Genomic DNA, 21,497 nt, shown 5'->3' on the forward strand with positions numbered 1-21,497 from the left:
CGGCGCCGTTCCCGCGGAAAGTCCCTGAGACCACCGTTCAGGAGCGGATCCGCATGCTCATAGAAACGCCCACCATCCGTCCCGGTACCCCCCAGTCCGCCGAGCCCGTCGACCCCTCGAACGCTTCCGCCCGCCGTCGGCACGACGACGCTCCCGACACCATGGCGCTCTTCGGCCGCCTGGCGGGACTGCCGGAGGGGCCCGAGCGCGACGCCCTCCGCGACGAACTCGTCACGGCGTGGCTGCCCATGGCGCACCGGATCGCCGGACGGTTCCGGGACCGCGGGGAGTCCATCGAGGACCTCCGCCAGGTCGCGGCGCTCGGCCTGGTCAAGGCCATCGACCGCTTCGACCCGGAGCGCGGGGCCTTCGAGAGCTACGCCGTGCCCACCATCACCGGCGAGGTCAAGCGCCACTTCCGCGACCGCATGTGGGCCCTGAGGGTGCCCCGCCGGGTCCAGGAACTGCGGAACAAGGTGCGTGTCGCCCGCAGGGAGCTCGCCCAGAGCCCCGGCAGCCCCGAGCCCTCGGTGGCCGCCCTCGCCGCCCACGCCGGGCTGACCGAGGACGAGGTCGCCGCCGGGATGGAGGCGCTGGAGAGCTTCAGCACCCTGTCGCTGGACGCCGAGCTGTCGGCCGGCGACGACGGCTACAGCCTCGCGGACACCCTCGGCGCGGCCGACGCCTCGTACGACACCGTGATCGACCGCGAGTCCGCCAAGGAGGGCCTGCGCAGGCTGCCCGAGCGGGAGCGCGCCATTCTCTACATGCGCTTCTTCGAGGACATGACCCAGAGCCGGATCGCCGACTGCCTGGGCATCTCGCAGATGCACGTCTCGCGGCTCATCAGCCGCAGCTGCGCCCGCGTCCGCGACGAGGCGCTGGGAGAGCACACGGCCCGCTCCGGGCAGCCGGCGCGGACCTGATGGGCCGACGGGACGGCGGGCCGGACGAGACGGGAGCACCGGGAGCACCGGGCACACAGGGAACACAGGGAGGGACGGGACGGATGCTGATGCCACACCCCGCGGTGCTGCGCAGACTCCTGGCGGAGTACGAGGCCGCAGCGGTGGACGAGCCCGCCGACGCGGCGGGCCAACCGGGTCCGCGGACCCGGGACCTCGCGTACACACTGTGCGTGTCCACCGGCACCCGTGAGGTGCGGCGGGCCCTGGAGGCCGCCCGGCGCCACCTCGCGGAGGCCGCGGCGCCGGCGTCCGTACCCGGTGGCACGCCCGCGGCAGTGGGGGACTGACGCGGCCTGCGGCCAGTGACACGACGGGACGACCGCCCGTACACCACCATTCGGTGTACGGGCGGTCGTCCGTCCGCGACCAGCGCGGTGTGCGCGGACGATGCCGGGGCATGCGGAGTCCGGGAGGGGAGGTCCACATGAACGCACGTGTCCTTGCACGTACCGGCCGAGGCCACGCCCGGCGGGCCGCCAACGGATCGGCGGCCGAGGGGGCCGCCCGGGCGGGACTCACCGCCAGGGGCGTCATCTACCTGCTGGTCGGCATCCTGGCCCTGCGGATCGCCTTCGGCGGCGGGGACCGGCAGGCGGACCGGGGCGGCGCCCTGGCCGAGCTGTCGGACCGGCCCTTCGGCGCGGTGCTGCTGTGGGCGCTCGGTGCCGGACTGGTCGGAATGGCCCTGTGGAGGCTGTCCGAGGCGGTCTTCGGAGTCACCGGCAAGGACGGGCACACGGCGAAGAAGCGCCTGCCCGCCGCCGCCCGCTGCGTCTTCTACGCCTTCGTCGCCTACTCCGTCCTGGCCTTCGCGGCCGGAGCGGGCGGTGGCGGCTCCAGCGACCGGCAGTCCCGGGACGTCACGGCCAGGGTGATGGAGATGCCCGCCGGCCGGTGGCTCGTGGGCGCAGCCGGAGCCGCGATCGTCGTCGCCGGGGTGGTGATCGCCGTGCAGGCGCTGCGCCGCACCTACCGCAAGAAGATGAAGCTCGGCGGAGTGGACCGCCGGGCCCGGCTGCTGGTCGACGTCACCGGCGTGGGCGGCGGCACCGCCCGCGGCATCGTGTTCGCCGTGGCCGGGGCCTTCGCCGTACGGGCCGCCGTCGACTACGCACCCGACCGGGCCAAGGGACTGGACGACACCCTCCGCTCCTTCGCGGACACCGCCCTCGGCCCCTGGCTGCTGGCCTGTGTCGCCGCGGGTCTGGTGCTGTTCGGCGTCTTCTCCTTCACCCTGGCCCGCTGGCGGAGGGTCTGAGCTTCCCGGCACGGGGAACACGGGGCGAATGAACGAACACGAGATTCCTCCGCCGGACGGACGTCCCGTGGACGTCTACCTCGACCTCCTGCGCGTGCGCATGGCCAACGACGACTACCAGCTGCTGCTCAGCGTGGTGGAACCGGTCCTCCAGGCGATCGACGAGCAGCAGATGCCGACCATCGACTTCTCGCTGGACGGGGACAACGCCGAGGCGCTGCCCCAGGAGATCAGGGACGAGGCCGCACTCGTCATCGCCACCGCCGTCACCGGACGCCTCGACAACGAGGTCGTCGAGATCAGCACCGACGAGACCGGCCCGGTCCGGGTCGTCACCGACGCGGCCACCGCCTCCGACCCCGAGCGCCTCGGCGAGATCGCCGACTACCTCAAGGAACGCCACCAGCAGAACGAGGAGCTGCGCGGCATCGCCGAGGCAAGCGGTCTGCCCAGCGACTTCTGACCCGCACCGGCTCGGTGGCCCCGTCAGCGCTGCGGCGCCCTGACGGACACCCCCAGCGGCCGGGCGAGGCCGACCACCGCCTCGTCCAGCCGCTCCAGGTGCCGCAGCACCCGACCCGTGATGCGGCCGTACCGCGGCACTCCGGCGGCGTCCGGCTCCAGCAGCGAGGCGATGCTCGGCCCGGTCTCCACCTGTGCCCCGGTGTCCTCGCCGGCCACGTGGGCGGCGATCGTCTCGATGTTGCGCACCGTGCGCCGCACCGCGCCGCGCAGCCGGGGATCGGCCGCGATCGACGGATGGGTGGGCAGCAGCTCGGCCGTCGCCGCCAGCGACCGCGCGTGATAGGCGCACGTCTCCAGCAGCGCGACCACGTACTGGGCCGTGTCGCGCCGGGCCCGCAGCGGCGTGATCGGGTGGGTCAGCGGCTGGGTGGCGGCCCGCAGGTCGCCCAGCGCCTGGTCCAGCTCCCGCGCGGTGTCCAGCAGGTCCGCCTCCGGCCCGCCGCTGAGCTGGTCGACCGCGCCCTCCGTGACATCGGTGAGCCGCTCCAGCACCGTGCCCAGCAGTTCGTTCGTACGCCGGTCGGTGCGGATCGGCAGCACCAGCGCCGCCGCCACGATCCCGCAGGCCGCGCCGAGCGCCGTCTCCTCGATGCGCAGCACCAGCACCGACGCGCTGTAGGTGTGCAGCAGCGTGTACAGCAGCCCCAGCATCGCGGTGACGAAGAACGACATCAGCGTGTAGGACAGCGGCGCCGTGTAGAACATCGCGAAGATCAGCACCAGCACCAGGCCGAACGCCGTCCAGGTGTGGTCGCCCACCAGACCGGCCAGCACGATGCCCGCCACCACGCCCAGCACCGTGCCCAGCAGCCGCCGGTAGCCCTTGACCAGGATCTCGCCGGTCGAGGCGGTGTTGATGAAGACGATCCAGCAGGTGAGCACCGCCCAGTACCAGCGCTGCGAGGACAGGAACTCGCCGCCCACGATCGCCAGCGACGACCCCACGGCCACCTGCACCGCGGCCCGCGTGGTGGGCCGCCGCAGTCCGGTCTGCTCCTCCTCGGGCGCCGCCTCCTCACCGGCGTCGATGGCCGCGTCCTCGGCGTCCAGCTCCTCGCGGGAACGGGCGGTGGCCGGTGAGTCGTCGGACTCGTCCTGCGGCCCGTCCAGCGCGATCCTCAGGCCCATGACCGCGCGCGCCGTCTCTCCGATGCCGCGGAACACGTCCTGGACGGCCGCGGTCGCCTTGGGCAGGTTCTCCTCGTCGCGGTAGCCGAGCAGGCGGTTGCGCAGGTGGGACAGTGCGGTGCCGCGGGCCTCCGCCGGCGGGCGCAGCACCAGGGTGCGCAGCGCCATGAGATCGCGCCGCAGCGTCTCCGTGGCCTCGCCGGGGGCGGGGGAGCGGCCCACCGTGGGGGCCGGGGCGCCCGGCAGGTGCAGGGTGAGGGTGTCCGCCCGTTCGGCGCTGCGCGCCGTCAGCAGCAGCAGACCGAGGCGCTCGGCGGCGATCTCGGCGTCCGCGACGCGCCGCTGCACCAGGCGTGCCGTGGACGCGTCGGGCGTGCCCTCCTCCAGCCGGGACTGGATCATCAGGGCGGTCTCGTGCAGGCGGGCCGTGCCGTCCCGCAGGCGCTCCAGCGTCTTGTCGATCGCGTCGGGCCCGGCGTCCAGCAGGTCGAGCTGGGTCGCGATCAGCTGGGCCAGACGGGCGCGGAAGGCCTGCCGCAGCAGACTCAGGATGCGCGGGGGAGTCGCCGGGACCACCCCGAAGCGCACCACCGCGCTGGACGCGAACGCCACGGCGATGGCGGTCCACAGCCCCGGCAGCCCGGAGACCTTCGCGCCCACGAACAGCGACACGAAGTAGATCTGGAAGCCGATCAGCCCGAGCGCCGTGCCCCGGTCCCCGAACCGGCGGACGAAGACCGCGCTGAAGATCAGGACGACGAAGACGGCGTCACCGAGGACGACCCGCGAGGCGAGCAGCGTGCTCAGTGAGACCGAGGCCAGGGCGACGGGCAGGCCCAGCGTCAGCGTGACGGCCTGGGGACCCGGTTCCTTCTCCCGGATGGCGAAGGTGGCGACCATCGCCGCGATGGCGCCCGCCACCAGGTGCTTGACGTCCACCTCGAACACGGCGAGCACGCCCAGCGCCAGCGCTATGGCGCCCACCGTCCGCAAGCCCGCCGTCAGCCGCAACAGCCCCGGGTCGGACGCGGCGACGCGGTCCCGCAGCCGTGTCCGCGCCGAGCGTCCCGCTGCCTTCACGCCGCCGTACACTCTCCCGATTCACAGCCGGCCTCACAGCCGGTTCCAGCCATGTCCCGGCCGGTTCACGCCGAGATCCACTTCTCAGCATGTCATGCCCCGGTCCGTTATGGGAGGTGGGGGCGGCCGGGGGTCACGGCGTCGCCCGGTCCGCCTCGGCGACCCGCTCCCGCACCTGCTCCGGCGTCAGATAGGCGTCGGTGTACTCGAAATCCTTCAGCTTGGCCGGCTTGCGGGCCTGGAAGCCGGTGCGGACGAAATCGTCGCCGGCGACCGCGTTCAGCGCCCAGTTCGCCGCGACCCGGGCCTTGGCCACGCCCGTGCGCAGCGCCGACCAGTGGTAGCCGCGGGCCACCGCCTGCGCGGGCAGGCCGGTCAGCTCCACCCCGAGCGGCTTGGAGACCGCGTCGGTGCCGCCGAGGTCCACGACGAGCCCCAGGTCCTTGTGGACGTAGGGCCGCATCGGCTGGTTGCGCAGGGTGGCGATGAGGTTCTCGGCGACGTGCCGGCCCTGCCGCATCGCGTGCTGGGCGGTGGGCGGGCAGACGGCGCCCTCCTGCCCCTTGGCGAGGTCGGGCACGGCCGCGGAATCGCCGAGCGCGAACACCCCGTCGTGGTCCGGCAGGCACATCTCCGCGGTCACCGCGAGGCGGCCCTTGACCGTCTGAGCGCCGAGCGTGGCGATCAGCGGGCTCGCGACCACACCCGCCGTCCAGATCAGCGTGCGGGTGGGCACCACCCGGCCGTCCGTGAAGGTGACCTCCTCGGGCGCGGCCTTGGCGATGGAGACGCCCAGCGAGATCTCGATGCCGCGCCGCGTCAGGATCTCCTGCGCGTCGCGGCCGAGTTTCTCGCCCAGCTCCGGCATCAGCTTCGGCGCGATGTCGATCAGGTGCCACTTGATCAGGGCCGGGTCCAGCCGGGTGTAGCGCTTGACCGCCGCGTGCGTCAGCCGTTGCAGACAGGCCGCGGTCTCGGTGCCCGCGTAGCCGCCGCCCACCACCACGAACTGCAACCGGGAGGCGCGCTCCGCGGGGTCCTGGCTGGCGTCGGCGAGGTCCAACTGGGAGATGACGTGGTCGCGGACGTACGCGGCCTCGGCCAGCGTCTTCATGCCGAACGCGTGGTCGGTCAGCCCGGGGATGTCGAAGGTGCGGGTGATGCTGCCCGGCGCCAGCACGATGTAGTCGTAGGGCTCGTTGACGATCCGGTCGGTAATGGTGCGCACCACGCACACCTTCGCCTTGAGGTCCACGCCGATGGCGCCGCCCGGGATGATCCGGGTCCGGTACTTGCTGCTGCGGCGCAGGGAGAGCGCGATCGACTGGGGGGTGAGCACCCCGGCGGCGACGTGCGGCAGCAGCGGCAGGTAGAGCTGGTAGGAGAACGGTGTCACCAGGGTGATCTCGGCCTCGTTCGGCGAGAGCCTGCGTTCCAGACGACGCACGCACTCCACGCCGGCGAAACCTGCGCCGACCACCAGGATCCTGGGTCGTGTCACGGTGTCCATCCCTTTCTGCGGCTCCGGGGCGCTCTGCCGCGGACGCCCTTCGCCTGCCCGAGGATCGCCGCTTCGCACCTCGTCCATGCGACCGCGCGCGGACCGCTTCGGCCAGCCGGGTGCGGCAGGCAGGCGACACGTCCTGATCACCACCATGCCCCGCCCGGGCCCGGAGCGCACCGGGCGGGAGCGAACCGCGTGGAACTTCTCCCGCCGGACCGGTCCCTGCCCCGCGGTGGATCAGGCCGTGCCGCGCAGGTGGCACAGCAGCAGGCACACGTCGTCGTCGCGTTCGGAGTCGCTGAGCATCGGCCGCAGGATGCCGTCGGCCGAGCCCTCCAGGTCCGCCTCCAGCTCCGCCGGGCCGAACGACCCGAGGGCGGCCGTCAGCCGCGCGATGCCCGGGTCTATGCCGAGGGCGCGGCGCTCCACCAGACCGTCCGTGTACAGCGCGAGCGTCGAACCGGGCGCCACGGCCACCGTGTGGTCCGCGATCTCCTGCCGCAGCGGGATGCCGAGCATCGCCCCAGGTTTGTCGTCCAGGGTGCGCACCCGCCCGTCGGGGGTACGCAGCACCGGCGGCGGATGACCGGCGGCGGCCCAGGTCACCGTCGGGTCGTCGGGGTGGAAACGCGCGATGACCGCGGTGGCGAACAGATCGGGCTGGAGATGGTGCAGGAAGATGTGCAGCCGGGTCAGCAACTGCCCGGGGCTGCCGCCGTCGACCGCGTACGCGCGCAGAGCGGTGCGCAGCTGACTCATCATCACCGCCGCGCGCAGCCCGTGCCCGGTGACGTCCCCGACCACGGCGATGACACCGCCGTCGGGCTGCCGGAACGCGTCGTACCAGTCGCCGCCGATGTTCAGTCCGTGGGTCGCCGGCAGATAGCGCGCGGCCAGGGAGAGCCCGGGCGGGGACGGCAGCTCCGTCAGCAGGGCCCGCTGGAGGGTCTCGGCGATGTCGCGGTTGTGCTGATAGCGCTGGGCGTGGTCGATCGCGATGCTGGCCCGCCGGGTCAGCTCGACCAGCATCACGGCGTCGTCCGGGTCCCAGCGCTCCCCGGGCGGGGAGAGGGTCACCACGCCCAGCGGAGCCTGCCGCGTGGGCAACGGGATGCACAGCAGCGGCCGGTCCGGGGCCAGTGCCGAGGGCGGCTGGTCGTCGACGCCGGGCAGGCGGCCCGGGTGCCCCGCGGCGTACTGCGGGCGGCCGGTGCGGGCGGCGACCACCGCGGCGGCCGCGTGGGCGGGTCCCGGCCGGTCGCCGTCCTGGTCGAACAGCCAGATGTCGACACTCGCCGCGTACTCGGGCACCAGCAGCTCCGGCAACCGGCGCACGATCTCGTGATGGTCGAGCGACGCCGTCAGCACCGCACTCGCGTCCGCCAGGAACGTCAGCCTGCGCCGGGCGTTCTCCGCCTCCGTGCGCGCCTTGCGTTCGGCGGCGAACGCCTCGCGCTGGGCCCGTCCGGCGGCGTCCAGTTCGGCGTGCAGCGCCACCACGCCCTGGTTGGTCTGCTGGAGCTCCTCCCGGTGGAACTCGACCAGGCCCTCCTGCTCGGAGAGGCGCTCCAGCACCAGCGCCGTGTCCTCGTCGGCGCCCAGCAGGGCCTGGGCCAGCAGCTCCGGGTCCTCGGCCACGGCGTCGGCGCCCACGTCCACGTCCGCCGCCGCCTCGGGGCACGGCACGGTGACCCGCCACGGCGGCTGTCCGGCGGTGGCTGCCCGGGGCGAGGGCGTCACCACGGCGTGCAGCACGCTCTCCCCGGTCCCCGGCGCGGTGCGGGGAGCCGTGCCCGTCTCCAGGGTGAGCCGCCAGGTGCCGCCCTTGGTCAGGCACTGCCGCAGCTGTGCGCCGAGCGACGCCGTCAGCCGCGCACGCTCCACGGGGGGCACACCGAAGGCCGCGGCCAGGCGCGCGGTGGCGATGCGCGCCCGCGCCGCGTCGGTGACGTCGGTGATCTGCCAGGAGCGGGTCATGGGCCGTCCGGCGGGGTCGGGGCCAGCACGGCGACGGCGGTGTCGTCCCGTACGGGCCGGGCCGGGCTGCTGGCGTCACGGATCGTCACGGCGGCGGTCACCGCCGGGTCGGCCGCCGTGCGGCACGTGTCGGACGTGGGGGACCACCGGCTCGGCAGGCCGTCGCTGTGCAGGACCAGCACCCGGTCGTCCGCCCAGGGCGCCTGCTCCTCGCGCAGCGTGGTGGGCCGGTGGGCGCCGACGATGCCGGGCCGCGACACCAGGTGCCGCCAGGTCCCGCCCTCGCACAGCCGGGCCCCGATGTTGCCGACGCCGGTGAAGCGGAGCACCGCGGCCCGCGTGTCGACCTGGGCCACCGCGACGGCGGCGCCGCGGGTGCCGGACAGCGCCCGGTCGAGCCGCCGCACCGCCTCGGCCGGCGGCAGGTGGGCCGCGGTGCGCAGTGCCTCCACGGCGGCGGTCGAGGCCCGGGCCGCCTCCGGGCCGTGGCCGAGACCGTCGGCCAGCATCAGCGTGACCAGGTCGCCGTCCCGGACCCACGCCCAGGCGTCACCCGAGTACTCCGCACCGCCGAACGGGACGTTCACCGCGCCGGCCCGCAACCGGCCCGCCGCAGAGGGGTCGGCGGCGCGGGCCCCGCGGACGGGACCGATCCGGGCGACCACCACCGTGCCCCGGCCGGGGACGCTGTGCAGGTCGAAGTCGTCGGCGAGGCGCGCACAGGTGCCCAGACCCGCGCCGAGGGAGCTCGTGGTGGTGAAGCCGTCGCGCAGCGCGGCGGACACGTCGGCGATCCCCGGGCCGTGGTCGACCGTGACGACCTGCACACGCGGCGCGTCCTGCGCACCGGCCGCGAGGAAGGGCGGGGCGACCACGTCGACGACGACCCGGCCGCCCCCGGCGTGCTTGAGCAGGTTGGTGGCCAGCTCGGTCGCCACCAACGCCGCCGTCGAGGTCCGCTGCTCGTCCAGACCGGCCAGGGCCGCCGCGTGCTCCGCGGCCACCCGGGCGTCGCGCACCCGGGTCGAGTCGTGCACCGGGACATCCCACACGCGGGGCATCAGGACTCCTCACGCGGGCGCGGCGGCCGGCCCACCCATGACGTCACCCGCACGGTCGTCCCGGAGCCCGGGGCCGTCTCGATCCCGAACTCGTGCACCAGGCGCCGCGCGCCGCCCAGCCCCATCCCGAGCCCGTCGCCGGAGGTGAAGCCGTCACTGAGCGCCTGCTCCACGTCCGGGATGCCGGGCCCCTCGTCGATGAAGGTCAGCCGCAGCCCGTGCGTGGTCCCCTCCACGAGCGACTCCGTCTCCATGGTGCCGCCCCCGCCGTACACGAGCGTGTTGCGGGCCAGTTCGCTGGCCGCGGTGACCAGCTTGGTCTGGTCCACCAGGCCGAAGCCGAGCTGGGCGGCGGCCTGCCGCACATGCTGTCGCACCCACACCAGATCCATGTCCGAACGGATCGGCAGGCGGGCCTGGGAGCCCGCTGCAGTGTGCATCACTGACTCTCCTGGCGCAGGCCGCCGAAGCGGGACGACGGAGCCTGCTGTCTGAGCAGCTCCATGGCCACCTCGGTGCTGAGCGCGGTGTGCACACCCGGCAGCGTCAGCCCCAGCTCCACCAGGGTGATGGCGACGGCCGGCCGCATGCCGACCAGCACCGTCCGCGCGGCCAGCAGACCGGTCTGCCCGGCGATCTCGGCCAGGATCCGGCCGAGGAAGGAGTCGACGATCTCCACACCGGAGACGTCGATGACCACCCCGGTGGCCCCGCTGCGCACGATGGTCTCGGCCAGATCCTCCTGGAGCTGCTGCGCCGTGCTGTCGTGCAGGTCCCCCTGGAGGGTGACCAGCAGGATCTCGCCGAGCCGCAGGACGGGCACATGCCCCGTCACCGGGGCCCCGTGGGGCCCGGGCAGTACCTGGCTCACCGCGCGCCCGCACCGTTCGTGCCGGGCGTCACGATGCCGACCCCGAGCTGGTGCAGCACGTACCCCAGCGCGTCGGCCAGGCTCGCCCGGGTGACCACCGTGCCCAGGTCGAGACCCAGGTGGACCATGGTCTGCGCGATCGCGGGCCGGATGCCGGAGACGATGCACTCGGCACCCATGAGCCGGGCCGCCGCGACCGTCTTCATCAGGTGCTGGGCCACCAGCGAGTCGACGGTCGGCACGCCGGTGATGTCCAGGATCGCGTAGCGCGCCTGCTGCTCCACGATGGACTCCAGCAGGGTCTCCATCACCACCTGGCTGCGCGCGCTGTCCAGCGTGCCGATCAGCGGCACGGCCACGATGCCGTCCCACAGCTTGATCACCGGGGTGGCCACCTCGAGCAGCTGGAGCCGCTGGCGGTCGATGAGCGCCTGCCCCTCGCTGAGCGCGGTCTGCATCACCACGACCCGCAGGGTGCCCATCAGCACGCTCAGCGTGGTGACACAGTCGCGGACGTGCTCGGCCGGGGCGTCCTCGGGCAGGTCGGCCACGAGCAGGTTCTCGACCGGCGGACGCAGCGCGGCGAGCTCGCTGGACACCTGCGCGGTGCTCAGCCCGGAGCGCGAGCGGGCGACCCCCATCCGCGCCAGCTGCTCGCGCACCGTCGAGAATCCCGCCGCGTCCGGGTCCTCGACCCGCGCCGCGTCCGCGACCTGCGCCAGCGCGTCCACGACGGTCTTGCCCGCCTCCACCGCCTCGTCGCGCGAGACGGTGAACACGGCCCGGAACAGGGGTTCGTCCGCCCACCGCTGGGCGATCTGCTCACGGCGGCGCCGCAGCAGATCCCTTACCTCGCGCGTCGGCTCCGCCGCCGTTCCCTCCGCGTGCTCCGGCACCTGTCCCACTCCTCATCCGCGTAGCGCCGCACATCTGCCCACTGGGGCCGATGCGGCGGCGACGTGACCCAGCCGGTCGACAACTCTAACCACCCGCCGACCTGGCTCGGCACCTGCTTCCGCACGACCGGTCCGGACGAGGCTCGGGCACGCGGCGGCTCAGGCCTCGGGCACCCGTGGACCCTCCGGCTCGGCGTCGACGCGCGAGAGGGCCTCCTCGATGCTCCCCGAGACCGGCACCGTGATGCTCACCCCGGTCAGATCCAGCACGCGCAGCACGGCCGGGGTCGGCGAGATGATGTGCACGCTGCCCGGCAGCTCGCGCACCTCCTGGTAGACCCGCAGGATGATGTTCATACCGGACGAGTCCATGAACGGGACCGCCGACAGGTCCAACAGGAAGTGCCGTCGGCCGTGATGGAGCTGGTTGGCCAGATGGTGCTGGAACTCGGTCGCGGTGTCGACGTCCAGGTAACCCTCCACCTTGATCAGCGCGACCTCCTCCCGCGGCAGCGTCACCTCGACGGACAGCGGGTTCTGGGCTATGGGCACGTGTACCTCCAGCAACGCGGCGGCGCGGCGGACCGTCGTCTGGTCCACCGCGCCGGGCGGATACCCCCGAAACCCGTCCCCACACCTGCCGTCCCGTCCAGGACCCGGCCGGGAGGTGTCACCCCACCCGGATGCCCACCAGACACGTGTCGTCGTCGGTGTCCGACCTGCTGTAGGTGAGCAGCCGGTCCAGGTGCTGGTCCAGGGTGTTCGGCGTCGGGCGCACGGTGCTCAGCAGCTGGGCCAGCGCCTCCTCCACCGGGCGGTCACGGCGTTCGATCAGACCGTCGGTGTACATCAGCAGGGTGTCCCCGGCGGCCAGCTGGGCCTCGGCCTCCTCGTACCCGGTCTCCGCCACCGCCCCCAGCAGCATGCCCCGCACCAGGGGCAGCGGCTCCGCCTCCGGGCCCCGCACCAGGACCGGCGGCAGATGGCCCGCTCTGGCCCAGCGCAGCGTGCGCCGGGCCGGGTCGTACAGGCCGCACACCGCCGTGGCGGTGACCCCGCCCGTCAGGTGGTGCGCCACGATGTTGAGCCAGGACAGCAGCTGTCCCGGACCGGCCCCGGTCACCGCGAGACCGCGCAGCGCGTTGCGCAGCACCACCATGCTGGTCGCCGCCTCTATCCCGTGCCCCGCGACGTCCCCGACGCACAGCAGCACCCGCCCGCCGGGCAGCATCACCGCGTCGTACCAGTCGCCGCCCACCAACTGCTCCGTCTCCGCGGGCCGGTACCGGACGGCCACCTGGAGGTCCGGCACCCGCAGCGGGGTCTGGGCGGGGGGCATGATGGCGTGCTGCAACTGAAGGGTCAGCCGGGCGCGCTCGGCGGCCTGCTGCTCGGTGTGCGCCAGCTGGTCGCGGGTCGCGGCGAGCGCCACCTCCGTCCAGTGCTGGGCCGAGATGTCCTGGCAGGCGCCGCGTACGAGGAGCAGCCGGTCGTCGGTGTCCAGGACCGGCTCGGCCACCACCCGCACGTGCCGGGTCACCCCGTCGGGCCGACGCAGCCGGAAGGCCGCCGACGCCGGCCGCCGGTGGTGCAGCAGCGTGCGCAGGAACCGCCCGATGGCGACGGCGTCGTCCGGGTGGGCGTGGGCGGCCAGTTCCTCCAGCGGCACCGGGGGGCTCGTGTGCGGGCGCCCGTACAGGTCGAACAGTTGTTCGTTCCAGGTGATCTCGCCGGTCAGCAGGTTCTCCTCGAAACCGCCGATGCGGCCGAGCCGCTGCGCGTGCTGGAGGAGGCTGGCCAGCCGGGCCGCCTCGTCCTCGATGCGCCAGATCAGCAGCACGGCGTTGCCGTGCCGGCTGATGCTGATGTCCGCCACCGCCGACAGCGGCACCTGGTCCACCAGGGCGGTCAGGTTCATGTGCCGGGCCCGAAACGGCTCGCCCGTGGCGTACACGCGCTCCACGTTCCGGAACAGCTCGCTGTCCCCGGCGGCCATCGGGTAGGCCTCCAGCAGCAGCGCGCCGCCCACGACGGCACGCGGCCGCCCGGCCGGGTCCATGAAGCGCTTGTTCACGTGCTGGATGCGGAAGTCCGCCAGATGCCCCGCCGCGTCCAGGTGCGGCACCAGCACCAGGGCGGGGTCGTGCAGCCCGTCGGCCAGCTCCATCAGCTCCACCGCGTCCGGGACGACCCGCGGCTCCTGTCCGGTGTCGCGCGGTGGCGTGTACGACTCCAGGGTGTGCGCGCACAGCTCCGCCAGGGCCTCCACCTGACGGACCACCTGGGGCGGCTGCGGGGCCAGCGGCACCGGCCAGGCGATCTCCAGCACGCCGTGGACGCGTCCCCCGGTGCCGGCGGGCAGCGCGACCCTGCCGCCGTCCGGGTACTGGTGGCGGCCCACGCTGGGAAGCCCCGTTTCCGCCAGGGACGTGATCCACTGCCCGGCCCGCTCGGTCAGCCCCCGCCGTGCCACCGTCGCCACGTCCGGCGGCACGTACCGCCAGCGGTCCGCCTCGGCCGGGGGGAACCCGGCGCTGCCCACCAGGGTGAGCGACCCGTCGTACCCGGCCGCCCAGACGGCCACCGCCACCGCGCCGAGCGGGCGCAGCGCCTGCTCCAGCAGGGCGTCGGCGACGGCCTGGGTGTCGTCCGCGGCCAGCGCGCCGCTCTCGGCCGCCCGCAGGCGTACGGCGGGGGACCCGGCCGCGACCTCCCGGGCGCCTTCGCCGTCCGGGTCCTCGTCGGGGGCGGCGGTGCGCACCGCGGCGGTGGCCGCCAGGAAAGCGTCCGTCACCTCCGACATCCGGTCCCGCGCGGCCTGGTTGATGACGTCGACCGCGAACTCCAGCGGCGTCACCTGGGACTGCTCGGCCAGTTCGGCGAGCTGCCGGGCGGCCTCGGCGGGACCGCAGCCGAGCCGCGCCACCAGGATGCCCTTGGCCAGCTCGATCAGCGCCCGGCCCTCGGCCTCCGCCTGGGCGGCCCGTACCTCGCGGCTGAGCCGGTCCACCGTGGCCGCGAGCCGCCCCACGGGCGACAGCGGCGTCATGCCGACCGCGGACGCCTCCCGCCGGTCGACGCCGCCCGGCTCGCCGGACTGCTCGGGCGTGCTCATACCGGCAGCCACCGTCGGACGCAGGCGATGAGGTCCTGGGTGTCGACGGGTTTGGTGACGTAGTCGCTGGCGCCCGAGGCGAGGCTCTTCTCCCGGTCGCCGGGCATCGCCTTCGCCGTGACCGCGATGATCGGCAGCTCGGCGTACTGAGGCATCCGGCGGATCTCGGCCGTCGCCGTGTAGCCGTCCATCTCCGGCATCATCACGTCCATGAGGACCAGCGCCACCTCCGGGTGGTCCACGAGGGTCTCGATGCCCCGGCGGCCGTTCTCCGCGTGCAGCACCCGCAGACCGTGCAGCTCCAGGATCCCGCTGAGCGCGAACAGGTTGCGCGCGTCGTCGTCCACCACGAGGACGGTGCGGCCGGCGGGCGGATCCTGAGCGGCCCGCGGCTCCGGGCGCGGCGGCTCCTCCGGCCGCACCAGGGACAGCACGTCCCCGGGTTCCTCCGCGGCCAGGTGCAGGGCGATGCGCTCGCGCAGCTCGTCGAGGCCGGCCAGGAACTCCAGGGTGGTGCCGGCCGCGCGCGAGCGCAGGTCCTCCTCCACGGCGGCGTCCGCGCGGTGACCGCTGTGCACCAGCACCGGCACGCTCGCCAGCGCCGAGTCGCCCCGCAGCGCGTGCAGGAAGCGGGACGCCTCGTCGTCCGGCATGCCCAGCTCCAGCACGACGCAGTGGCACGGCTCGGCCGCCAGCGCCCCGGCGGCCTCCTCGGCCCCCACGGCCGTGATGACGTCGAGCACGGGCCTGTCTCCCGCGTCGTCCCGCCCGTGCGTCAGATCGGCGACCACGCTCTCCGCGACGAGGGTCAGCAGACCGCGCGGACGCTCCTCCACGACCAGCAGGCGCCGTGGTCGCCGGCGGTGGCCGCCGGTCAGCTCGGGCAGCGGCACCGGACGGTCGAGGACGTCGGCCGACACGTCGGCCCCGATGTGCTGCGGACCGCGGGCCAGCAGGTCCTCGAAGTCGGGCCGGGCCACCGGCAGGTACAGGGTGAAGGTGCTGCCCCGGTCCGGCGTGCTGTCCACGGTGACCGCACCGCCGAGGAGCTGCGCGATCTCCCGGGTGATGGACAGGCCGAGCCCGGTGCCGCCGTACTTGCGGCTCGTGGTGCCGTCCGCCTGCTGGAAGGCGCCGAAGATCGACTCCAGGTTCTGTTCGGGGATGCCGATGCCCGTGTCCTTCACCCGGAAGGCGACCACCGCCCCGCCCCGGACCACACCCCTCGGCACCTCGTCGTCCGGTGCCGGTTCGACGGCCAGCTCGACGCCGCCCCGCTCGGTGAACTTCACCGCGTTGGACAGCAGGTTGCGCAGCACCTGCCGCAGCCGGGAGTCGTCGGTCAGCAGGTCGGCCGGCGCCCCGGCGGCCGTGGTGACCCTGAACTCCAGGCCCTTCTGGCTGGTCATGGGGCGGAAGGTGGCCTCGACGTACTCGATGAGCTGGCGCAGCGTCACGCGCTCGGGGGACACGTCCATCTTCCCCGCCTCGACCTTCGACAGGTCCAGGATGTCGTTGATCAGCTGCAACAGGTCCGAGCCCGCCGAGTGGATGATGCCCGCGTACTCGACCTGCTTCGGGGTGAGGTTGCGCGAGGGGTTCTGCGCCAGCAACTGGGCCAGGATGAGCAGGCTGTTGAGCGGGGTGCGCAGCTCGTGGCTCATGTTGGCCAGGAACTCCGACTTGTACTTCGAGGCCAGCGACAGCTGCTGGGCGCGGGCCTCCAGCTCCTGCCGGGCCTGTTCGATCTGGAGGTTCTTCGCCTCGATGTCCCGGTTCTGCGCCGCGAGCAGGGACGCCTTGTCCTCCAGCTCGGCGTTGGAGTGCTGCAGTTCCTCCTGCTGCGTCTGCAGTTCCGCGGAGCGGGCCTGGAGCTCGGCGGTCAGGCGCTGGGACTCGGCGAGCAGCTCGTCGGTCCTGGCGTTGGCCACGATCGTGTTGACGTTCACGCCGATGGTCTCCATCAGCATTTCCAGGAAGTCCTGGTTGATCTGGGTGAACGGAGCGACCGAGGCCAGCTCGATGACCCCGAGGACCTGCCCCTCGACCACGATGGGCAGCAGCACCAGGGCGGCCGGGACCACCTCGCCGAGGCCGGAGGAGACGGTCAGGTAGCCCGGCGGCAGCTCGTTCACCATGATGGTGCGCCGGCTGCGCGCGGCCTGGCCGACCAGCGTGCGGCCGAAGGCGATACGGGTGGGCCTGTCGGTGTCCTGCGGGTAGCCGTAGGAGCCGACGAGCCGCAGCTCGGGACCCTCGTCGCCGTCCTCGGCGAGGTAGAAGGCGCCGTACTGGGCCGACACCAGCGGCACCAGCTCGTCCATGATCAGCTCGGCGACGACGGGCAGGTCCCGGTGGCCCTGCATCAGGCCGGAGATGCGGGCCAGGTTGGTCTTGAGCCAGTCCTGCTCCTGGTTGGCCCGCGTGGTCTGGCGCAGGGACTCCACCATGGCGTTGATGTTGTCCTTGAGCTCGGCGACCTCGCCGGAGGCCTCCACGTTGACCGAGCGCGTCAGGTCGCCCTCGGCCACGGCGGAGGTGACCTCGGCGATCGCGCGGACCTGGCGGGTGAGGTTGCCCGCCAGCTCGTTGACGTTCTCGGTGAGGCGCTTCCAGGTGCCGGAGACGCCCTCCACCTCGGCCTGGCCGCCGAGCCGGCCCTCGGTGCCGACCTCGCGGGCCACCCGGGTGACCTCGTCGGCGAAGGCGGAGAGCTGGTCGACCATCGTGTTGATCGTCGTCTTGAGTTCGAGGATCTCGCCGCGCGCGTCGACGTCGATCTTCTTCGACAGGTCGCCCCGGGCCACCGCGGTCGTCACCAGGGCGATGTTGCGCACCTGGTTGGTGAGGTTGTTGGCCATCGAGTTGACGTTGTCGGTGAGGTCCTTCCAGGTGCCGGCGACGTTCGGCACGTGCGCCTGGCCGCCCAGGCGCCCGTCGGTGCCGACCTCGCGGGCCACGCGGGTGACCTCGTCGGCGAACGCCGACAGGGTGTCGACCATCGTGTTGATCACGTCGGCCAGCGCCGCGACCTCGCCCTCCGCGTCGACGGTGATCCGCTGCGACAGGTCGCCCCGGGCCACCGCGGTGGCCACCTGGGCGATGGAGCGCACCTGCCCGGTCAGGTTCGACGCCATCACGTTGACGTTGTCGGTGAGGTCCTTCCAGGTGCCCGACACCCCGCGCACCCGGGCCTGACCGCCCAGGTTCCCCGCCGTGCCGACCTCGCGGGCGACGCGGGTGACCTCGTCGGCGAAGGCGGAGAGCTGGTCGACCATGGTGTTGATGGTGTTCTTCAGCTCCAGGATCTCGCCGGCCCCTGACGCCCTGCACGTCGGCCTGGCCGCCGAGCCGCCCGTCGGTGCCGACCTCGCGGGCGACGCGGGTGACCTCGTCGGCGAAGGCGGAGAGCTGGTCGACCATGGTGTTGATGGTGTTCTTCAGCTCCAGGATCTCGCCGGCCTGCCCGCCCAGGGCACCCTCGGTGCCCACCTCGCGGGAGACCCGCGTGACCTCGGAGGTGAACACGGACAACTGGTCCACCATGCCGTTGAAGACCTTGGCGATGTCGCCCATCAGGCCGTCCGCGTCGTCCGGCAGACGGGTCCCGAAGTCGCCGTCCCGCACGGCCGTCAGGCCCGCCAGGAGACGGCGCAGCTCCTGATCGCCCGGAGCCGTGTCGACGGATCCCGTGCTGTCGCTGGTCATGCGCACCCTCGTTCCGCTCCCCGGGGGTCCTCGCGGTGAGGACCCGACACCCCCTGCCGGACCGCCCGGGCGGTCCGGCCTCCCGTGTCCGCGTTCACGCAGTTCACGGATTCGTCCCCGGGAGAAAAATACGCCCGAGGCTAACCCAGGTGCCCGGCGCCGACAAAGCGATGTGTCACCCGGCCGGACGCGTACCCCCGCATCGGGTCACGCCCGAGCGGTCCCGCCGCGCCGAATGCGGCGGCCCCGGACGGGTAACCGCTGCTGTGGAGCCGGTGCGGACCGTCGCGTCCGCCCGGCCGGCACGCGCCCCGGGACCGCCCCGCGAGGCGGACCGAAGCGGACGACGGCACGCGGAAACCGGGGACAGCACTGACATGGAACCAGCCGACCGGACCAGCACGACCGCCGGGGTCACCACGGCATCGACCCGTCCCGCCCCCGTACCCGCGCCGGGCGCCCGGGGCGGCGCCGCGGGAGCCCGGGCGTACGCGGAGTCGGTGGCGCGGACGGCCTGGGGCGGCCCCGGACGCGAGGTGCGCGAGGAGGACGTCGTCGACCTGCTGCTCGTGGTCTCGGAGCTGGTGACCAACGCGATCCGGCACGGTGACGGGCTGGCCGGCTTCGAGGCCCGGCCCACCCCGGAGGGGATACGGATCGCCGTCCACGACAACAGCGCGGTGGTGCCCCGGGCCGCGTACGCGTTTCCCACCGCCCGAACCGGTGGCGGCGGTTACGGCTGGCCGCTCGTCGCCCGCCTCGCCCGGGACATCGCCGTCGACCCGCGCCCGCAGGGCGGCAAGACGATCAGCGCGCTGGTGCCCCTGCGCGTCGCGCCGGGCGCCCCCTGACCGGTCCGCGCCGCTCACCAGGGCAGGAAGACGTGGATGTCCTTGCCCCGTTCCCCGGTGACGACGCTGACCTGCTCGGACAGGGTGTGGATCAGGTGCCAGCCGATGCCGCCGCCGCCCTTGCTCGGATGGAAGGGGCGCGGGGCCGGCTCCGTCGTGCTGGTGTCGTGCATCACCACGTGCACCCCGTCGAAGGTACGGCGCAGCCGCAGCTGGAAGGGCCCCGGAGCGTACTGCACGGCGTTGGCCGCCAGCTCGGTGACGACGAGGAGGATGTCGTCCCAGTGCTCGGGCGCCGCGGGCGGCGCCGCACGGGCGAGGTCGTAGAGGAACTCCTCCGCGACCAGCCGCGCACCGGTCACATTGTGCAGCTCCCCGGCGAAGCTGGCGGTGCGATTCGTGATCTCCTCGGAAGCCAGTGTCCTGTCCCAACGCGACTCGGCTGCCATTGCGCCTTCCCGGCCCGGCACCGGCCGGGCGTCGTGCCTTCTCCTTCGGATTCCTTCCGTTGGTAAGTTCCCGTGCCGGCCGGACCTAGTCGCGCCGGTGTGCCGCTCCGGCGGCGGGGCCGGCACCGGATCGGCGCAGGAACACGCTGTCCGCGTCCTCCCAGCCGGCCGGCTCCTCCGGCGGCCGCGACGACGGGCGGTGCGACCGCGCCGCGTACATCGCGTCGATCTCCAGCGCGTAGGTCCGTACGATCTCGTCCCGGCGGAGCTTCATGGACGGGGTGAGCAGGCCGCCCGCCACGTCGAAGGGGGCGGGCAGGACCCGGAAGACCCGGACGGACTCCGAGCGCGACACCGCGCTGTTGGCCGCGGCCACCGCCCGCGCGATCTCCTCCCGCAGCGCGTTCTCCTCGCGTGCCTCCCGGGCCGGGGCGTCGCCCGGCAGGGCCAGGGAGGCCCGCCAGTGGCTCAGGAACTCCGGGTCGAGCGTGAGCAGCGCCCCGACGCAGGGCCGGTTGTCGCCGACCAGCACCGCCTGTTGGACCAGCGGGTGCATCCGCAGCCGCTGCTCCAGGGCGGCCGGGGCCACGCTCTTGCCGCCGCTGGTGATGATGACGTCCTTCTTGCGGCCGGTGATCGCCAGGTAGTTCTCGTCGTCCAGGTGCCCGAGGTCGCCCGTGGCCAGCCAGCCGCCGCGCAGCACCTCGCGGGTGGCACTCCCGTCGCCGACGTACCCCTGGAACAGCGACGGCCCGCGCACCAGGATCTCCCCGTCGTCGGCCACCCGGATCTCCGTGCCCGGCAGCGGCTGCCCGACGGTGCCCGACTTCTCCCGGCCCAGCGGCTGCATCGTCACTCCGCCGCTGGTCTCCGTCAGCCCGTAACCGTCGTGCACGTAGACGCCGATGCCCTCGTAGAAGAGGGACAGCTCGCGGCTGAGCGGCGAACCGCCGGACGTCGCCCGGCTCACCCGGCCGCCCAGCGCCGTGCGCAGCCGCCGGTACACCGTCCGCTCGTACAGGGCGTGCTGGAGGCGCAGATCGAAGCCGGGCCCGGCGCCCCGGCCCAGGCGCCGGCGCTCCAGTGCGGCGGCGAAGTCGCGCGCCGTGTCCGCGGCCCGCTCGAACAGGGCACCGTGTCCCGCCTGCTGGGCGCTGCGCAGGAAGTTCTTGTAGATCTTCTCCAGGACCGACGGGACCGCGTACAGGTGCGTCGGCCGGAAGGAACGCAGGGCCGAGGAGAGCGCCTCCCCGGTCGTCACGGGCTCGTGCGCCAGCAGGAACCCGCCGCGGACGCACAGGTTCTGGATCATCAGCCCGTACACGTGCGAGAAGGGGAGGTAGGCGAGGACCGCGCCCTGCTCTCCCGGCGGCGCCACCGTGTGGCCCCACCCCGCCAGCAGCGTGTCGCACGGGGCGGCCAGACCGCGGTGGCTCAGCGCACAGCCCAGCGCGCGGCCAGAGGTGCCCGAGGTGTAGGCCACCACCGCCGTGGAGTCGGGCAGCACGATGCGGCGCATGGAGTCGACCGTGGCGAACGGCAGGAAGGCGCCGCGCGCCACCAGCGCGTCCAGCGCGCCCGCGTCCAGTTGCCAGACGTGGCGCAGCGCGGGCAGCGACGCGCACACCGAGCCGACGGTCATCACGCTCTGCTCGTCCTCGACCAGCACGCCCACGCAGCCCGCGTCCCGCAGGATCCACTCGACCTGGTCGCGCGAGGAGGTCGGGAAGATCGGCACGACCTCGGCGCCCACCGTCCACAGGGCGTAACTGAAGACCGTCCACTCGTACCGGGTGCGGGCCAGGATCGCCACCCGGTCGCCGGGCGAGATCCCGCTCGCGATCAGGCCCTTCGCCAGGTCGACCACCTCGTCGCGGAACTCCACGGCGCTCACCTCGTCCCAGACCGCCGAGCCGGGGCCGCGGCGCCGGGCGAGCATCGGCAGCGTGGGTGTGCGGGCGGCCGTCTCGAAGAGGCTGTCGGCCAGCGAGCCGGTCAGCGGCGGGACGGCCCGGGGAGCGAGTGCGGTCTCGCGCATGCGCCGGCTCCTGTCGTGTACGGACGGTGACGCCGCCGACGGACACCGTGGCCGACGGTGCTCGGAGG

At 73.6% G+C, this 21,497-nt stretch carries 18 protein-coding genes; 6 read left to right on the forward strand and 12 right to left on the reverse strand.

Going from position 1 to position 21,497, the window contains the following annotated elements:
* The first annotated feature begins 53 nt into the window (after positions 1-53).
* The 4 genes from IE94_RS0130300 to IE94_RS0130315 all read left to right on the forward strand — a co-directional run bounded on the left by IE94_RS0130300 (position 54) and on the right by IE94_RS0130315 (position 2,689).
* On the forward strand, positions 54-926 hold the full coding sequence (locus IE94_RS0130300; protein WP_030190583.1) for a SigB/SigF/SigG family RNA polymerase sigma factor: 873 nt from the start codon (positions 54-56) through the stop codon (positions 924-926).
* Between the two features lie 83 nt (positions 927-1,009).
* Positions 1,010-1,255, forward strand: coding sequence for a DUF5133 domain-containing protein (locus tag IE94_RS0130305; RefSeq protein ID WP_030190585.1), 246 nt, complete (start codon positions 1,010-1,012; stop codon positions 1,253-1,255).
* Between the two features lie 137 nt (positions 1,256-1,392).
* Entirely contained in the window at positions 1,393-2,226 is an 834-nt protein-coding gene (locus IE94_RS0130310) for a DUF1206 domain-containing protein (RefSeq protein WP_030190587.1), read from the forward strand.
* A gap of 28 nt (positions 2,227-2,254) precedes the next feature.
* The gene (locus IE94_RS0130315; protein WP_030190590.1) at positions 2,255-2,689 is read left to right on the forward strand and encodes a hypothetical protein; all 435 of its coding nucleotides are present in this window, start codon (positions 2,255-2,257) and stop codon (positions 2,687-2,689) included.
* A 23-nt stretch (positions 2,690-2,712) separates the two neighbouring features.
* Here the strand turns inward: IE94_RS0130315 and IE94_RS0130320 are convergent, their stop codons facing one another.
* From IE94_RS0130320 to IE94_RS36245, 10 genes are all read right to left on the reverse strand, one after another.
* The gene (locus IE94_RS0130320) at positions 2,713-4,959 is read right to left on the reverse strand and encodes an FUSC family protein (RefSeq protein WP_030190592.1); all 2,247 of its coding nucleotides are present in this window, start codon (positions 4,957-4,959) and stop codon (positions 2,713-2,715) included.
* A gap of 133 nt (positions 4,960-5,092) precedes the next feature.
* Complete coding sequence (locus IE94_RS0130325; protein WP_030190594.1) at positions 5,093-6,469, reverse strand: NAD(P)/FAD-dependent oxidoreductase; 1,377 nt, start codon at positions 6,467-6,469, stop codon at positions 5,093-5,095.
* A gap of 231 nt (positions 6,470-6,700) precedes the next feature.
* Positions 6,701-8,440 carry a PP2C family protein-serine/threonine phosphatase gene (locus IE94_RS0130330; protein WP_030190596.1) on the reverse strand — a complete coding sequence of 580 codons (1,740 nt, stop codon included), beginning with the start codon at positions 8,438-8,440 and terminating at the stop codon, positions 6,701-6,703.
* Entirely contained in the window at positions 8,437-9,501 is a 1,065-nt protein-coding gene (locus IE94_RS0130335) for an ATP-binding SpoIIE family protein phosphatase (protein WP_030190598.1), read from the reverse strand. Before IE94_RS0130335 ends, IE94_RS0130330 begins: the two co-directional genes overlap by 4 nt.
* Entirely contained in the window at positions 9,501-9,941 is a 441-nt protein-coding gene (locus IE94_RS0130340; protein WP_030190600.1) for an anti-sigma regulatory factor, read from the reverse strand. Before IE94_RS0130340 ends, IE94_RS0130335 begins: the two co-directional genes overlap by 1 nt.
* A complete protein-coding gene (locus tag IE94_RS0130345; RefSeq protein ID WP_051777746.1) occupies positions 9,941-10,372 on the reverse strand; it encodes an STAS domain-containing protein in 432 nt (143 codons plus the stop codon). Before IE94_RS0130345 ends, IE94_RS0130340 begins: the two co-directional genes overlap by 1 nt.
* Entirely contained in the window at positions 10,369-11,268 is a 900-nt protein-coding gene (locus tag IE94_RS0130350; protein ID WP_030190603.1) for an STAS domain-containing protein, read from the reverse strand. The genes IE94_RS0130345 and IE94_RS0130350 overlap by 4 nt, the downstream gene beginning before the upstream one ends.
* Before the next feature lie 159 nt (positions 11,269-11,427).
* Complete coding sequence (locus tag IE94_RS0130355; RefSeq protein WP_030190604.1) at positions 11,428-11,820, reverse strand: STAS domain-containing protein; 393 nt, start codon at positions 11,818-11,820, stop codon at positions 11,428-11,430.
* 118 nt (positions 11,821-11,938) lie between these two features.
* The gene (locus tag IE94_RS0130360) at positions 11,939-14,383 is read right to left on the reverse strand and encodes a SpoIIE family protein phosphatase (protein WP_030190605.1); all 2,445 of its coding nucleotides are present in this window, start codon (positions 14,381-14,383) and stop codon (positions 11,939-11,941) included.
* Positions 14,380-17,661 carry a HAMP domain-containing protein gene (locus IE94_RS36245; protein ID WP_167343985.1) on the reverse strand — a complete coding sequence of 1,094 codons (3,282 nt, stop codon included), beginning with the start codon at positions 17,659-17,661 and terminating at the stop codon, positions 14,380-14,382. Before IE94_RS36245 ends, IE94_RS0130360 begins: the two co-directional genes overlap by 4 nt.
* A gap of 7 nt (positions 17,662-17,668) precedes the next feature.
* Here IE94_RS36245 and IE94_RS41925 point away from each other — a divergent pair, with 7 nt between their 5' ends.
* Complete coding sequence (locus tag IE94_RS41925; RefSeq protein WP_167343986.1) at positions 17,669-18,130, forward strand: hypothetical protein; 462 nt, start codon at positions 17,669-17,671, stop codon at positions 18,128-18,130.
* Positions 18,131-18,468: 338 nt separating this feature from the next.
* Positions 18,469-18,942: an ATP-binding protein gene (locus IE94_RS0130370; protein WP_030190606.1), complete on the forward strand. Its 474-nt coding sequence runs from the start codon at positions 18,469-18,471 to the stop codon at positions 18,940-18,942.
* A gap of 14 nt (positions 18,943-18,956) precedes the next feature.
* Here the strand turns inward: IE94_RS0130370 and IE94_RS0130375 are convergent, their stop codons facing one another.
* Both IE94_RS0130375 and IE94_RS0130380 read right to left on the reverse strand, forming a co-directional pair.
* Positions 18,957-19,391, reverse strand: coding sequence for an ATP-binding protein (locus IE94_RS0130375; RefSeq protein WP_030190608.1), 435 nt, complete (start codon positions 19,389-19,391; stop codon positions 18,957-18,959).
* A gap of 85 nt (positions 19,392-19,476) precedes the next feature.
* Positions 19,477-21,429, reverse strand: a complete 1,953-nt coding sequence (locus IE94_RS0130380; protein WP_051777748.1) for an AMP-dependent synthetase/ligase — start codon at positions 21,427-21,429, stop codon at positions 19,477-19,479.
* Between the last annotated feature and the right edge of the window lie 68 nt (positions 21,430-21,497).

This window comes from Streptomyces violaceorubidus, assembly GCF_000717995.1.
Taxonomy (GTDB): domain Bacteria; phylum Actinomycetota; class Actinomycetes; order Streptomycetales; family Streptomycetaceae; genus Streptomyces; species Streptomyces violaceorubidus.